The sequence below is a fragment of the Nocardioides sp. Z50_6 genome (assembly GCF_058215755.1).
Genome location: NZ_JBZAJB010000002.1, coordinates 109555 through 123098, shown reverse-complemented (window position 1 = coordinate 123098; position 13544 = coordinate 109555). Strand labels below are relative to the sequence as shown.

At 74.7% G+C, this 13544-nt stretch carries 12 protein-coding genes and 1 riboswitch; of the genes, 8 read left to right on the top strand and 4 right to left on the bottom strand.

From position 1 onward, the window contains the following. The first annotated feature begins 51 nt into the window (after window positions 1–51). Both AC4BGE_RS05295 and AC4BGE_RS05290 read left to right on the top strand, forming a co-directional pair. Window positions 52–819: an HAD family hydrolase gene (locus tag AC4BGE_RS05295; RefSeq protein ID WP_490574589.1), complete on the top strand. Its 768-nt coding sequence runs from the start codon at window positions 52–54 to the stop codon at window positions 817–819. Then, a complete protein-coding gene (locus AC4BGE_RS05290) occupies window positions 816–3368 on the top strand; it encodes a glycoside hydrolase family 65 protein (protein WP_490574588.1) in 2553 nt (850 codons plus the stop codon). Before AC4BGE_RS05295 ends, AC4BGE_RS05290 begins: the two co-directional genes overlap by 4 nt. Before the next feature lie 18 nt (window positions 3369–3386). On the opposite strand, the gene AC4BGE_RS05285 is transcribed toward AC4BGE_RS05290, so the two are convergent. Next, complete coding sequence (locus AC4BGE_RS05285; protein WP_490574587.1) at window positions 3387–4337, bottom strand: LysR family transcriptional regulator; 951 nt, start codon at window positions 4335–4337, stop codon at window positions 3387–3389. A gap of 104 nt (window positions 4338–4441) precedes the next feature. On the opposite strand from AC4BGE_RS05285, the gene AC4BGE_RS05280 reads away from it, so the two are divergent. Then, on the top strand, window positions 4442–4636 hold the full coding sequence (locus tag AC4BGE_RS05280; protein WP_490570436.1) for a hypothetical protein: 195 nt from the start codon (window positions 4442–4444) through the stop codon (window positions 4634–4636). On the opposite strand, the gene AC4BGE_RS05275 is transcribed toward AC4BGE_RS05280, so the two are convergent. Next, window positions 4626–5177, bottom strand: coding sequence for a hypothetical protein (locus AC4BGE_RS05275; protein ID WP_490570435.1), 552 nt, complete (start codon window positions 5175–5177; stop codon window positions 4626–4628). The two genes, AC4BGE_RS05280 and AC4BGE_RS05275, sit on opposite strands and share 11 nt — an antisense overlap. Beyond that, window positions 5149–6516, bottom strand: coding sequence for a hypothetical protein (locus tag AC4BGE_RS05270; RefSeq protein WP_490574586.1), 1368 nt, complete (start codon window positions 6514–6516; stop codon window positions 5149–5151). Before AC4BGE_RS05270 ends, AC4BGE_RS05275 begins: the two co-directional genes overlap by 29 nt. Before the next feature lie 99 nt (window positions 6517–6615). On the opposite strand from AC4BGE_RS05270, the gene AC4BGE_RS05265 reads away from it, so the two are divergent. Next, window positions 6616–7686 carry an MBL fold metallo-hydrolase gene (locus tag AC4BGE_RS05265; RefSeq protein ID WP_490574585.1) on the top strand — a complete coding sequence of 357 codons (1071 nt, stop codon included), beginning with the start codon at window positions 6616–6618 and terminating at the stop codon, window positions 7684–7686. Between the two features lie 20 nt (window positions 7687–7706). Here the strand turns inward: AC4BGE_RS05265 and AC4BGE_RS05260 are convergent, their stop codons facing one another. Continuing rightward, complete coding sequence (locus tag AC4BGE_RS05260) at window positions 7707–8681, bottom strand: alpha/beta hydrolase (protein ID WP_490574584.1); 975 nt, start codon at window positions 8679–8681, stop codon at window positions 7707–7709. A 25-nt stretch (window positions 8682–8706) separates the two neighbouring features. Here AC4BGE_RS05260 and AC4BGE_RS05255 point away from each other — a divergent pair, with 25 nt between their 5' ends. From AC4BGE_RS05255 to AC4BGE_RS05240, 4 genes are all read left to right on the top strand, one after another. Next, window positions 8707–9675, top strand: a complete 969-nt coding sequence (locus tag AC4BGE_RS05255; protein ID WP_490574583.1) for a sulfotransferase — start codon at window positions 8707–8709, stop codon at window positions 9673–9675. A 6-nt stretch (window positions 9676–9681) separates the two neighbouring features. Next, window positions 9682–9813, top strand: a riboswitch (TPP riboswitch). Continuing rightward, window positions 9806–10864, top strand: a complete 1059-nt coding sequence (locus tag AC4BGE_RS05250) for a thiamine ABC transporter substrate-binding protein (protein WP_490574582.1) — start codon at window positions 9806–9808, stop codon at window positions 10862–10864. (Overlaps the previous riboswitch by 8 nt.) Before the next feature lie 7 nt (window positions 10865–10871). Next, complete coding sequence (locus AC4BGE_RS05245) at window positions 10872–12506, top strand: ABC transporter permease (protein WP_490574581.1); 1635 nt, start codon at window positions 10872–10874, stop codon at window positions 12504–12506. A gap of 1 nt (window position 12507) precedes the next feature. Next, window positions 12508–13539 carry an ABC transporter ATP-binding protein gene (locus tag AC4BGE_RS05240; RefSeq protein ID WP_490574580.1) on the top strand — a complete coding sequence of 344 codons (1032 nt, stop codon included), beginning with the start codon at window positions 12508–12510 and terminating at the stop codon, window positions 13537–13539. The last annotated feature ends 5 nt before the right edge of the window (window positions 13540–13544 follow it).

The following is a 13544-nucleotide window of genomic DNA, read 5'->3' as shown; positions in this document are numbered from 1 at the left end:
CGAGGCGCCACCGGCTGTGGTCCCCGCCACCGCGGCCCCTAGTGTGGAAGCGTGAGCAGAGCACTGGAGACCGTGGCCTGGGACGACTACGACGCCGTCCTGTTCGACCTCGACGGGGTGGTCACCCCGACCGCCGAGGTCCACATGAGGGCGTGGGCCGAGATGTTCAACGACTTCCTCGCCGCGCCGGGAGCACCCGGCGGCGGTGACCGCGCGCCCTACACCGACGCCGACTACTTCGCCCACGTGGACGGCAAGCCCCGCTACGACGGGGTGCGCGACTTCCTGGCCTCCCGCGGCATCGAGCTGCCCGAGGGCACCGACGAGGACCCCGCCGACGCGGCCACCGTCCGCGGTCTGGGGAACCGCAAGAACGAGGCGTTCAACGACGTCCTGGAGCGCGACGGGGTGGTGGCCTACCCGGGGTCGGTCGACCTCCTCGACCACCTGCGCGACCTCGGCGTCCCGCTGGCGGTGGTCTCGTCCTCCCGCAACGCCCCCGCGGTGGTCGCCGCAGCCGGCCTGACCGACCGCTTCCGCACCGTGGTCTCGGGCGCGGTCGCCACCGAGCGCGGGCTGCCGGGCAAGCCGGCACCTGACACCTTCCTCTACGCCGCCGAGCTGCTCGACGCCGCCCCGGAGCGTGCCGTGGTGCTCGAGGATGCCGTCTCGGGCGTGCGGGCCGGGGCCGCCGGAGGCTTCGGCCTGGTGATCGGGGTCGACCGGGGAGCCGGCCACGACGCCCTGGCCGAGGCCGGCGCCGACCTGGTCGTCGGCGACCTCGACGAGCTGGTCCCCGCGACGGAGGGCGCGCGATGAGCCGCAGCCGTCGCGCCCGCGCGCTGCGCCCCCTGGACCGCCACCGCTTCCCCGCCGATCCGTGGCGGCTGGTCGAGACCGACTTCACCGGCGAGCACCTGGGCACCACCGAGACCCTCTTCGCCGTCGCCAACGGCTACCTCGGCATGCGGGGCAACCCGGAGGAGGGGCGTGAGGCCGGCGAGCACGGCACCTACCTCAACGGCTTCCACGAGACGTGGCCGATCCGCCACGCCGAGGCCGCCTTCGGCTTCGCCCGCACCGGCCAGACCATCGTCAACGTCCCGGACGCCAAGCTGGTCAAGCTCTACGTCGACGACGAGCCGCTGATGCTTGGCACCTCCGAGCTGGAGAGCTACGAGCGCGAGCTCGACTTCGCGGCCGGGCTGCTGCGCCGTTCGCTGGTCTGGCGCACCCCGTCGGGCAAGCGGGTCAAGGTCGACTCGACCCGGATGGTCTCGATGACCGAGCGACACCTGGCGATCATCACCTTCGAGGTCACCATGCTGACCGGTGACGCGGCCCTGGTGATCTCCTCCCAGCTGCTCAACCGGCAGGACGGCCGGGACGAGTACTACCAGGTCCGGTCGACCGACGAGTCGATGGACCCCCGCAAGGCCGGGGCCTTCGAGGGGCGCGTGCTCCAGCCCTGCCACCACTCCGCCCGGGACGGCCGGCTGACCCTGGGCTACCGGTGCACCCACTCGGGAATGACCATGGCGGTCTCCGCCGAGCACCGCTTCACCTCCACCGACCACTGCGAGCTGCGCAGCCGCAGCGAGGACGACCTCGCCAAGCAGGTCTACCGGATCGAGGCGACCGAGGGCACCACCACCCGGCTGGAGAAGATCGTCACCTACCACTCTTCGCGGGGAGTGCCGGTCCGTGAGCTCCTGGACCGGTGCGAGCGGACCCTGGACCGTGCCGCGCGGCACGACGTCGCCCACTACCAGGCGCTGCAGCGCGAGTGGTACGACGACTTCTGGGCCGCCTCCGACGTGCAGGTCGGAGCCACCCCGGAGATCCAGCAGGCCATCCGCTTCAACCTCTTCATGCTCGCCCAGGCCAGCGGCCGTGCCGACGGCCAGGGGATCGCCGCCAAGGGGGTGACCGGGTCGGGCTACGAGGGGCACTACTTCTGGGACACCGAGATCTACGTGCTCCCGTTCCTCGTCTACACCCAGCCCCGGCTGGCCCGCAACGCGCTGCACTTCCGTCGCCGGATGCTGCCCGCCGCCCGGGCCCGGGCCGCGGAGATGGCCCAGAGCGGGGCGCTCTTCCCGTGGCGCACCATCAACGGTGAGGAGGCCTCGGCCTACTACGCCGCGGGCAGCGCGCAGATGCACATCAACGGCGACGTCGTGCACGCGGTGATGAAGTACGTCGCGGCCACCAACGACATCGACTTCCTGCGCCAGGACGGCGTCGACCTGCTGGTGGAGACCGCCCGGATGTGGCGAGACCTGGGGTTCTGGCGCGGCAACGGCGGCGAGCCGACGTTCCACATCCACGGGGTGACCGGGCCGGACGAGTACACCACCGTGGTCAACAACAACCTCTTCACCAACGTGATGGCGCGGGCCAACCTCGAGGCCGCCGTCCGGGTGCTGGAGCGGCTCCGCGAGGTCGACCCCCGCACCTACGCCCGGGTGGCCGCCCGGCTCGGGCTCACCCCCGACGAGCCGGCCGAGTGGGCCCGGTGCGCGGAGCGGATGACGGTGCCGTTCGACGCGGGCCTGGGCATCCACCCCCAGGACGACTACTTCCTGGACCGCGAGGTGTGGGACCTCTCCCGGACGCCGGAGGAGCTTCGCCCGCTGATGCTCCACTACCACCCCCTGGTGATCTACCGCTTCCAGGTGCTCAAGCAGGCCGACGTGGTGCTGGCCCTCTTCCTCCAGGGCGACCGCTTCACCCCCGAGGAGAAGAAGGCCGACTTCGAGTACTACGACCCGATCACCACGGGCGACTCCACCCTCTCGGCCGTGGTCCAGTCGATCATCGCGGCGGAGGTCGGCTACCACGAGGCCGCCATGGACTACTTCCTCCAGGCCCTGCACACCGACCTCGGCGACCTGCACGCCAACACCGTGGACGGCATGCACATCGCCTCGGCGGGCGGCGTCTGGTCGACGCTCGTCCAGGGCTTCGGCGGGATGCGCGACTACCAGCGCCGGCTCACCTTCGACCCGCGGCTGCCCGCCAGCTGGAGCCGGCTGCTCTTCCACCTGACCTGGATGGGGAACCGGCTGCGGGTGGAGCTGACCCAGCACCGGATCTGCTTCGAGCTGGTCGAGGGCGACGGCCCGGTCGAGCTCGAGGTGCGCGGGGAGAAGCACACGGTGGCGGCGGGACCGCCGGTGGAGGTCGCCCTGGACCACCAGGGTCCGCGGATCGACGGCCTGCTGGGCGACAAGCCGCAGACGGGCGGCGTCCGGGCCGACGGCACCAAGATCACCGCCGGGGTGCCGGACCCGAGCGTGTACGACCTGTCCGACACCTCCGCCACCACGGTGGCCGGCAGCGACCCGGACGCCGACCAGCCCTAGCGCGGCCGGCGGCGCCGTTCACCGGGTGCCGGTCACCGGGTGACCGCGCGGCGTCAGCGGCTCGGTGAGGGACTGGATCCGGCGGGTCGCCAGCTCGATCATCAGCCGGGTCGCGGGCGAGAGCGTCGCCCCCTTGCGGTGCGCGATCGCCAGGGTGTCCCACTGCCGGGGGCGCAGCGAGACCCACCCCGCGTCCGGGGCGAGCCGAGGCACTAGGGCCTCGGCGACCCCGCGCTGGACGACGGTGTCCACGTGTCCCATGCCGACCAGCTCGACGGCGGTCTCCACGTCCTCGACCTCGATCCGGGTCCGGGGGTTGGCCCCCACCTCGTGGAGCATCTGACGCAGCAGGGTGCGGGCGGAGTCGACCCCTCGCCAGGTGGTCTCGGCCAGCACCAGCGAGGCCTGGGAGAGGCGCAGCGCGGTCACCGGCGCCTCCAGCCGGCCCGGGTCGGCACTGACGTAGACCAGCTCGTCGCGCGCCACCGGCGTCACCTCCAGACCTTCGCTGCTCACCGCGGGGACCGCGATCATCGCCGCCTCCAGCCGCCCTCGGCGCAGCTCGTCCTGGACGTCGCTGGAGTTCTGGCCGATGAGCTCGACCCGGACCCCGGGGTGGCGGGAGACGAAGTCGGCGACCAGGTCGGCGCCGCCGTAGAGGCGGGCGGTGCCGAACATGCCGAACCGGATGGTGCCTGTCTCCAGGGAGACCGAGCTCTCCACCGCCCGCCTGGCGTCGTCCGCGGCGGCCAGCACCCGCTCGGCGTGCGGGCGCAGCTCCTCGCCGGCGTCGGTGGGCAGCACCCCGCGGCCGACGCGGTGGAAGAGCGGGGCGCCGAGGGTGCGCTCCAGGGCCCGCAGCTGCTCGGAGACCGAGGGTTGGGCGTAGCCGAGCTCCTCGGCCGCGGCGGTGATCGAGCCCTGCTCGTAGACGGCCAGGAAGCAGGTGAGCTGGTGCATCGAGAGCATAGGGAAGTCCTTTGGATGCCAGAGACAGCACAGGCTACCCCTATGAGACCCGGCGACGGAGAATAGCGGTGAACCCGTCTGCCGACCGCCTCGAGGAGGTACCCATGCTGTTCACCCACCACTGCTCCGCGTGCGACAAGGTGCAGCTGATCTTCCCGAGCCTCGGTCACGCCGTCCGGGAGACCCCCGCCGGGCCCGAGCTGGCCTTCACCTGCTGGTGCGGCGCCGAGCAGCGCCACGTCCTGAGCGACGACCTGGACGGCCTGGCCGCGCGCGGCGAGGTCGAGCTCATCGCCTGACGTGCCACAGGCCGTCGCTCCCCGAGGGGGTCGACCTGGCCAGGTGGGCGCGCACGCCCTGGTGCGGCACCCACGGCTGTGACCGGGTGGGTGGGTAGACCTCCACCCGCTCGAGCACCGTGCTCCAGTCCGGGTCCGTGGCGACCCGGGCCGCGACCAGTGCCCCGGCCATCGACTCCTCGAGCACCCACAGGTGGTCGAACTCGCGGCGGGTGTCGGACCACAGGGAGTCCCAGCTGCGCCGCTGGGCGTAGGCCGCGCCGTGCAGCTTGGCCTTCACCTGGTTGAGGGCCAGCTCGAAGCGACGGCTCTGCTGGACGAACCCCCGGGAGATCCCGTCGCCGTCCTCCAGCTGGTGGCGCACCGGCGGCACCAGGACCGCGAGGACGGCGGCGTTGTGCCGGGAGGTGGCGGTCAGGAACCGGTCGATGACGGGGTAGCCGTCACGGGGCTCCTTCGCCGTGTGGGCGACCTCCGCCCGGGCCAGCCGGTCCTCGAGGACGCGGTGGCTCTCACGTAGGTGGGGGAGGAGGGTGTCCATGTGAGGTCTTTTCTGTGACGCCGGCCACAGGGGTTTCCTCAAGTGTGCGCTCGCCCTGGGTGGAGGACAAGACGGTCCCTTCTCCCCGGGCCACAGGTCCCGGAGCCTGTCCGCGGCCGGCCCGCCACCCGGCCACGGCGGCCACCAGCGCCGCCAGCGCCAGCAGGGAGAGGCTCCCCGGCACCACCGCCACCCCGAGGGTCGCCGCGAGCTCGCCGCGGCCGCGCTCGCCCCAGACCTGACCCTGCGCGCTGCCCGAGCCGGAGACCCGGGTGGCCAGCCCCAGGAGGGGCACCGCCACCGCGAGCAGGCCCAGCCAGCGCAGCAGGTCGCCGGGGACCGCGCCCGGGTGGGCGGAGGTGCGCACCACTCGCCGCGCCGAGAGCCACAGCACGACGACGGTGAGCGGGACGGCGGCCCACAGCCCCGGCTCCAGCTGCGTCCAGTGGCCGAGGCGCTCGTGGAAGCTGCCGATGGCCACGTCGAGGTCGCCCGAGGCGGTGCCGTCGACCGTGCGGCCGGCGGGGCCGAGCGCGCCGAGCGCCAGCACGGCCCAGCCCCAGTTGGCCACCAGGGCCAGCAGCAGCCCGATCCCGCTGGCCGTCTCCAGGTCGCCGGTGAGGTCGCCGGCGGCGTTCTGCTCACCGCCCGCCAGCATCAGCAGCCCGGCGAGCCCGGCCGCCGGGAGGAGCAGGACCAGCGTCACCAGGCCGCGCAGCGGAGCCCGCAGCCGGTCGCCCCAGCCGGCCACCCGGGGAGACCAGCCGTCGCGGCGCAGCAGCGCGACCGCGGCGAGCACCGCGAAGGTGACCGCGAAGGTGCCCAGCGGGGCCTGCCAGGCCACCACCCGCGCCTGCCCGTCGACCTGGTCGGCGTCGCCCTCGGCGATCCAGCCCAGCGCCACCAGGATGCCGCCGGAGCCGCTGCGCGAGGCGAGGCCCACGGCCAGCACCACGGCCGCCAGCAGGCATGCGGCCCGGGCCGCGTCGACCAGCGCCGGGAGGCCCCCGGCGGCGTCGCGCGTCGTACGCCGGAAGGAGAGGGCCGCGGTGGCGGTCGCGAGCAGCGTCAGGGTGGCCGGCACCACCCGGGCGCTGCCCTCGGCGGTGCCGGAGACGACCACGAAGCTGCCGCTCATCCACCCCTCGACGCCCGCGCCGAAGGCTCCGGTGACCAGGGCCCCCGCGGTGGTGAGCAGCTGGCCGGTCGACATCGACTCGGTGGCGATCAGCCAGGCCAGCAGCAGCGCCGCCGCCAGCGTCACCACCGAGGTGACCGCGGCCACCCGCGCGGCGCGGCGCCACGAGGCGAGCTGGCCGGCGGAGCGGGCGTCAGACATGCCTGACAGGGTGCCCCACCCTCCGCCGTGCCGTCCGGAGAAACCCACACCCTGAGACCCTGACCCACCGACCGACCACGGACGCCCCCTAGATTGGGGATGGTGCAGACACCCGCCTCGACCGCCGCCGCCGTCTCCCCCGACTCCGGGGAGCACTGGACCGCAGAAGGGGCCTGGCCGGTGGCCCCCGGCGTCTTCCGCATCCCCCTGCCCCTGCCGAACGACGGGCTCCGCGCGATCAACGTCTATGCGATCGAGACGCCCGACGGCCTGACCCTGGTCGACGGCGGCTGGGCGCTCGAGGCGTCCCGGGAGGTCCTGGACCGCTCGCTGAAGGCGATCGACCGCACGGTCGCCGACATCGGCTCCTTCCTGGTCACCCACGTGCACCGCGACCACTACACCCAGGCGGTCGCGCTGCGCGCCGAGACAGGTGCTCGGATCAGCCTCGGGCTCGCCGAGCGGCCGTCGCTGGAGGCCATCCGGGTCGGGTGGCGCGAGGACCCGCACGTGGCGCTGCTGGCCCGGGCCGGCGCCCCGGACCTCGCCCGCCGGTGGGACGAGCTGAACACCGGCCCGACCGAGAACCTCGGGGTGTGGGCCGATCCCGACACCTGGCTGGACCGCGACCTGACCCTGAGCGTGGGGGAGCGGACCCTGGACGCGGTGCACACCCCCGGTCACACCCAGGGCCACTACGTCTTCGCCGAGCGGGACGCCGGGCTGCTGTTCGCCGGCGACCACGTGCTCCCGACGATCACCCCCTCCATCGGCTTCGAGGGCGTCCCGCCGGAGCAGCCGTTGGGCGACTTCCTCGCCTCGCTGGCCAAGGTGCGGGGGCTGCCCGACCTGCGGCTGCTGCCCGCCCACGGCCCCGTCGCCGGCTCCACCCACGCCCGCGTCGACGAGCTGCTCGCCCACCACGAGGAGCGGCTGGCGCTGTGCCGGGCCGCCTTCGGCGCCGCGGCGGAGCTCACCGCCCACGACGTCGCCGGCCGGCTGCCGTGGACCCGCCACGCGCACGCCTTCGCGACGCTGGACGTCTTCAACTCCGCGCTGGCCACGATGGAGACCAAGGCCCACCTCGAGCTGCTGGTGGTCCGCGGCGAGCTCTCCCGGCACGAGGTGGACGGCACCGAGGTCTACCGGGTCCTGCCCCCGCGGGTCTGAGCGGTCCGGTCAGGCGCCGGTCAGGCGCCGGTCAGGAAGGACCCCACCTGGGCGGTCGCCCGCCGGGCCTCCGGGACCAGCGGCAGCAGCGGGTAGACGTGGAGCAGCCCCGGCTCCTCCACGGTGGTCAGCTCCCAGCCGGCCTGCGCGCCGCGCCGGGCCAGCAGCCGGCAGCCGGGCGCCAGGGTGTCGCGGGTGCCGTAGAGCAGCAGGGCCGGCGGCAGGCCGGCCAGGGAGCCGAGCGCGGGCGAGACCTCGGGCCGGGTCAGGTCCTCCTCGCCGCCCGCCCACCACCGGGCGTAGGCGCGGGTCTTGCCCACGAAGAGCCACGGGTCGTCCCGGCTGGCCAGCGCGGTCTCCTCCGGCGTGGTGTCGGCCAGGTCGACCCAGGGGGAGACGAGGACCAGCCGGGCGGCCACGGGCCCTCCGGCGTCGCGCATCGCCTGCGCCACCGCCAGCGCGTAGCCGCCGCCCGCGGAGTCGCCGCCCAGCACCAGCTCGCCCCCGGTCGCGGCGGCCTCCCGCGCCCAGCGGGTCGCCAGGGCGGTGGTCGCCGCGAACGAGTCGCGCCAGGTGTGCCGGGGCGCCAGCGGGTAGTCGGGCAGCACCAGCCGGGCCCCGGTGGTCGCGGCGAGCCGGCACAGCCACCGCAGGTGGAAGGGGTCCAGCGGGTGGGCGTAGCCGCCGCCGTGCAGGTGGAGCAGCGTCGGCCGGCCGGCCGCGTGGTCGGGCCGGCGCGGCGTCACCACCCAGGTCGGGTAGCCGGCCGAGTCGTCGCGGGCCACACGGAAGCGCCGGTCGAAGCGCGGCACCAGCATGGTCGGCAGCGCCGGGCTGCGGTCCCGGTGGCGGCGCTCGACGGAGGCCCGCTCCTGCTCGGCGTCGACGAGCTCGCCGGTACGCCGCACCCGGGGCAGCGCCCAGGCCAGCAGCCGGTGCCGGCGGCTGGGGCCGGGGCCTGGACGGAAGAGCTCGGAGTGCGGGACGCGGGTCACGGTCGCACCCTAGGCTCAGGCCACCATGACCGAGCCGTCCAGCACGCCGTCCGAGGGTCCCGCGGCAGCCGTGCCGGACCCGCTGGTGCTCTACCTCGCCGGCTGGGGCCGCAGCGGCTCGACGCTGCTGGAGCGGCTGCTGGGAGAGCTCGACGGGGTGACCCTGCTCGGTGAGGTGGTCCACCTCTGGGAGCGCGGTGTGCGCCGCGACGAGCTGTGCGCCTGCGGCGCGGCGTTCTCGGCCTGCCCGTTCTGGACCGCGGTCGGGGAGCGGGCCTTCGGCGGCTGGGGGCGGGTCGACGTCGACCGGGTGGCCCACCTCAAGGAGCAGGTCGACCGGCAGCGCCGGCTGCCGAGCACGCTGCGCCGCCACCCGTCGCCGGCCACCCGCCGCGCGGTGCTCGACTACGCCGGGCACTACCGCGCCGTCTACGCTGCCGCGCGCGAGGTGGCGGGGGGCGCCCGGGTCCTGGTGGACTCCAGCAAGGAGATCCCCACCGCCGTGACCCTCAGCCACCTGCCCGACCTGGACCTGCGGGTGCTGCACGTGCTCCGCGACCCGCGCGGGGTGGCGTACTCCTGGGCCAAGACCGTGGCCCGCCCGGAGGCGGGCGGCGAGCCGATGCCCCGCTTCTCCCCGGCCCGGAGCACCGCCTTGTGGGTCTCGGGCAACCTGACCGTGCAGGCCCTCCCCTGGCGGGGCGCCCCGCTGGCCCGGCTGCGCTACGAGGACCTGGTCGCCGACCCGGCCGGGGCGGTGGCCGCGAGCTGGCAGGCCCTCGGGCTGCCGGGCAGCCCCGCCCTCCCGCTGCTCGGGCCGCACGAGGTCGAGCTGGGGCCCTGCCACTCGGTGGCGGGAAACCCGATGCGCTTCCGGACCGGCCGCACCGAGCTGCGGGCCGACGAGGAGTGGCGCAGCGAGATGACGGCGCGCGACAGGCGCCTGGTGACCGCCCTGTCCTGGCCGGTGCTGCGCCGCTTCGGCTACCGGTAGTATCGCCGGACCAGACAGGGGAGCACCCGGTGTCGCGACGCGTCGACGACATCCATGTGCTGAGAGTGCGGAGAGAGCCGCAGACCCTCCGAACCTGCACCGGTTAGCACCGGCGAAGGGAGTCAGAGAAGTGAAGACCCATGCCCTCCTCGCGTCCGTGGCGGTGCTGAGCGCGGTCACGGCCGGCTGCAGCGCCCTCGGCGACGACAACGACGACACCGCCGGCGCGGACGAGCGTGACCGGGTCATCCTGGTCACCCACGAGTCCTTCCAGCTGCCCGAGGAGCTGATCGAGGAGTTCAGCGAGCGGCACGACCTCGACCTGATCGTCCGGGCCTCCGGCGACGCCGGCTCCCTGAGCGCCAAGCTCGGGCTGACCAAGGAGAACCCGCTCGGGGACGCCGCCTTCGGCATCGACAACACCTTCGCCTCCCGCGTGCTCGCCGAGGGTGTCTTCGCCCCCTTCGAGGCCCCGCTGCCGGCCGGCGCCGAGGAGTTCGCGCTGCCCGAGGGGGCCGACCGGCTCACCCCGGTCGACGTGGGCCACGTCTGTGTCAACGTCGACGACACCTGGTTCGCCGAGCGGGACGTGAAGCCGCCGCGGACGCTGGCGGACCTCGCCGAGCCGGCGTACCAGGACCTGATGGTGGTGCCGGCCGCCTCGACCTCCTCGGTCGGGATGTCCTTCCTGCTCGCCACCGTGGCGGCCTACGGCGACGAGTGGCCCGTCTACTGGCAGTCGCTGGTCGACAACGGCGTCAAGATCGTCGACGGCTGGAGCGACGCCTACTACACCGACTTCACCCAGGGCGGCGAGGACGGCACCCGCCCGATCGTGCTCTCCTACGACTCCTCCCCGGCGTTCACCGTCCCCGAGGGGAAGAACCGCTCCACCACCAGCGCGCTGCTCGACACCTGTTTCCGCCAGGTCGAGTACGCCGGGGTGCTGGCGGGCGCGTCCAACCCCGAGGGGGCCGAGGTGCTGGTGGAGTTCCTGGTCGGCCGGTCGGTGCAGGAGGCGCTGCCGGAGTCGATGTACGTCTTCCCGGTCGACGCCTCCGTGGAGCTGCCCGAGGCCTGGGCCGCCCACGCCGTCCAGCCCGACGAGCCGTTCACCGTGGCGCCCGAGGAGATCGCGGCCAACCGCGAGCGGTGGCTCCAGGAGTGGACCGAGCTCACCACCCGGTGACCGGGTCGTGACCCGTCGGCTGCTGGCGCTGGCCGCCCTCTCCGCCGGACCGCTGCTGGTGCTCGGCGTCTTCTTCGTGCTGCCGGTGACCGGAATGGTGGCCCGCGGGTTCTGGGTCGACGGCGCCTTCGACCCCGGCGGGGTGCTCGAGGTGCTCCGCCGGCCCCGGGTGCTGCGGGTGCTCTCCTTCACCGTGGGCTCGGCACTGGCCGGGACGCTGCTCTCGCTGGTGCTCGGGCTGCCGGCCGCCTACGCGCTGAGCCGGCTCGCCCTGCCGGGGCGCCGGGTGGTCCGCGCCGCGCTGCTGGTGCCGTTCGTGCTCCCCACCGTGGTGGTCGGCGTCGCCTTCCGGGAGCTGCTCGGGGAGTCCGGCCCGCTCGGCTTCCTCGGGCTCGACGGCACGCCGGTGGCGATCGTGCTGGGCCTGGCCTTCTTCAACTCCGCCGTCGTGGTGCGCGGGGTGGGGGCGGCGTGGGAGTCCCTCGACCCGCGCCCGGCCGAGGCCGCTGCGGCCCTCGGTGCCCCCCCGTGGCAGGTGCTGCGCACGGTCACCCTGCCCGCCCTGCGGCCGGCCATCGTCTCCTCGGCGTCGGTGGTCTTCCTCTTCTGCGCGACCGCGTTCGGCATCGTGCTCACCCTCGGCGGGGTCCGCTACGCCACCGTGGAGACCGAGATCTACCTCCTGACCACCACCCTCTTCGACCTGCGGGCGGCGGCCGCCCTCTCGCTCGTCCAGCTGGCGGTGGTGGCCGGGTTGCTCCTGGTGACCGGCCGGCTCCGCGCGACCACGGCCGCGGTCGCCCGGCGTACCGCCCGCGCCCGGCGCCCGGGTCGCCACGACGTCTGGGCGCTGGCGATGACCGGTCTGCTGCTGGCCTTCGTCGCCGCCCCGCTGGTCACCCTGGTGCTGGGCTCGCTGCGGGTCGGCGGCGCCTGGAGCCTGGGCAACTACCGCGCCCTGGGTGGGCGTGGCGACGACGGGGCGCTGCTGGTCCCGGTGACCGAGGCGCTGGTCAACTCGCTGCGGATCGCGGTGGACGCCACCTGGATGGCGCTGCTCCTCGGGCTGCTGCTGGCGGTGCTGGTCACCCGGCGCTCCCAGACCCGCACCGAGCGCCGGCTGAGGTCGGGGATGGACGCCCTCTTCATGCTGCCGTTGGGGGTCTCCGCGGTCACCCTGGGCTTCGGCTTCCTCATCACCCTCGACCGGCCGCCGGTCGACCTGCGCGACTCGGCGCTGCTGGTGCCGATCGCCCAGGCGCTGGTGGCCCTGCCCCTGGTGCTGCGCACGCTGGTCCCGGTGCTCGCCGGTGTCGACGACCGGCTGCGGCAGGCGGCCGCCTCGATGGGTGCCGGACCGGTGCGCACCTGGGTCACCGTCGACCTTCCGGTGGTGTGGAAGCCGCTGCTGGCGGCCACCGGGTTCGCCTTCGCGGCGTCGCTGGGCGAGTTCGGGGCTACCTCGTTCCTGGCCCGCGACGACCGCCCGACGGTGCCGGTGGTGATCTTCCGGCTGATCGGCCACCCCGGGCAGATGAACTACGGGATGGCCCTGGCCGCCTCCGTGGTGCTGGCGGCCACCACCGCGCTGGTGATGCTGGCCGTGGAGCGGCTGCGGGTGCCGAGCGTGGGAGCCTTCTGACATGGCCGGCGACCAGCAGGGGCTGCAGCTCGAGGGCGTCGAGGTGCGCTACGACGGCGTGCCCGCCGTGGTCGACGTCGACCTGGAGCTCCCACCGGGCGAGGTGCTCGCCGTGCTCGGCCCCTCGGGCTGCGGCAAGTCGACGCTGCTGCGCGCGGTCGCCGGCCTGGAGCCGGTCACCGCCGGCACGGTCCGCTTCGGCGGCGAGGACCTGGGCGGGCGCCCCACCCACCGGCGCGGCTTCGCGCTGATGTTCCAGGACGGCCAGCTCTTCGCCCACCTCGACGTGGCGCGCAACGTCGGCTACGCGCTGCGCCTGGCGCGGCGTCCCCGGGCCGAGGTCGCCCGCCGGGTGGCTGAGCTCCTGGCGCTGGTGGGGCTGGAGGGCTACGGCGCGCGGATGCCGGCGACGCTCTCGGGTGGCGAGCGGCAGCGGGTGGCGCTGGCCCGGGCCCTGGCCGTGCGGCCGCGGCTGCTGCTCCTCGACGAGCCGCTCTCCGCCCTGGACGCCGCGCTGCGCGAGTCGCTGGCCCAGGACCTCCGCGCGATCCTCACGGCTGCGCGGACCACGGCGGTGATGGTCACCCACGACCACGAGGAGGCGTTCACGGTCGCCGACCGCTTGGCGGTGATGTTCCGCGGCCGGGTCGTGCAGGAGGGGCCCATCGGCGCGGTGTGGTCGGCACCCGCCACCCCCGAGACCGCGGTCTTCCTGGGCTACGCCACGGTGCTCACCGGCGCCGCGGCGCACCGGCTGGCCGACGCGGCCGGCCTGCCCCGCGGCGGGGGGCTCGCACTGCGCCGCTCGGCGCTGCGGGTGGCGGCCGACGGCCGGCTGGAGGGGACCGTGACGCTGGCCGCGGCGACCCCGGAGCTGCTCCGGCTCCAGGTCGAGGTGCCGGGCCTGGGGGCGCTGCACGCGGTGGCCCCCCGCGACCTGGGCGTCGCGGTCGGGGACCGGGTGCGCCTCGGTGTCGACGCGAGCCGGCTCGCGCCGGTGCCCGTCCGGGCGCAGCTGCCCGGAACTCTCTAGGATGC

Bases quoted from the DNA above. Each gene is read 5' to 3' on its own strand.
- AC4BGE_RS05290 (WP_490574588.1), top strand. From the start codon at position 816: ATGAGCCGCAGCCGTCGCGCCCGCGCGCTGCGCCCCCTGGACCGCCAC.
- AC4BGE_RS05285 (WP_490574587.1), bottom strand. From the start codon at position 4,337: ATGCTCTCGATGCACCAGCTCACCTGCTTCCTGGCCGTCTACGAGCAG.
- AC4BGE_RS05280 (WP_490570436.1), top strand. From the start codon at position 4,442: ATGCTGTTCACCCACCACTGCTCCGCGTGCGACAAGGTGCAGCTGATC.
- AC4BGE_RS05275 (WP_490570435.1), bottom strand. From the start codon at position 5,177: ATGGACACCCTCCTCCCCCACCTACGTGAGAGCCACCGCGTCCTCGAG.
- AC4BGE_RS05270 (WP_490574586.1), bottom strand. From the start codon at position 6,516: ATGTCTGACGCCCGCTCCGCCGGCCAGCTCGCCTCGTGGCGCCGCGCC.
- AC4BGE_RS05265 (WP_490574585.1), top strand. From the start codon at position 6,616: ATGGTGCAGACACCCGCCTCGACCGCCGCCGCCGTCTCCCCCGACTCC.
- AC4BGE_RS05255 (WP_490574583.1), top strand. From the start codon at position 8,707: ATGACCGAGCCGTCCAGCACGCCGTCCGAGGGTCCCGCGGCAGCCGTG.
- AC4BGE_RS05240 (WP_490574580.1), top strand. From the start codon at position 12,508: ATGGCCGGCGACCAGCAGGGGCTGCAGCTCGAGGGCGTCGAGGTGCGC.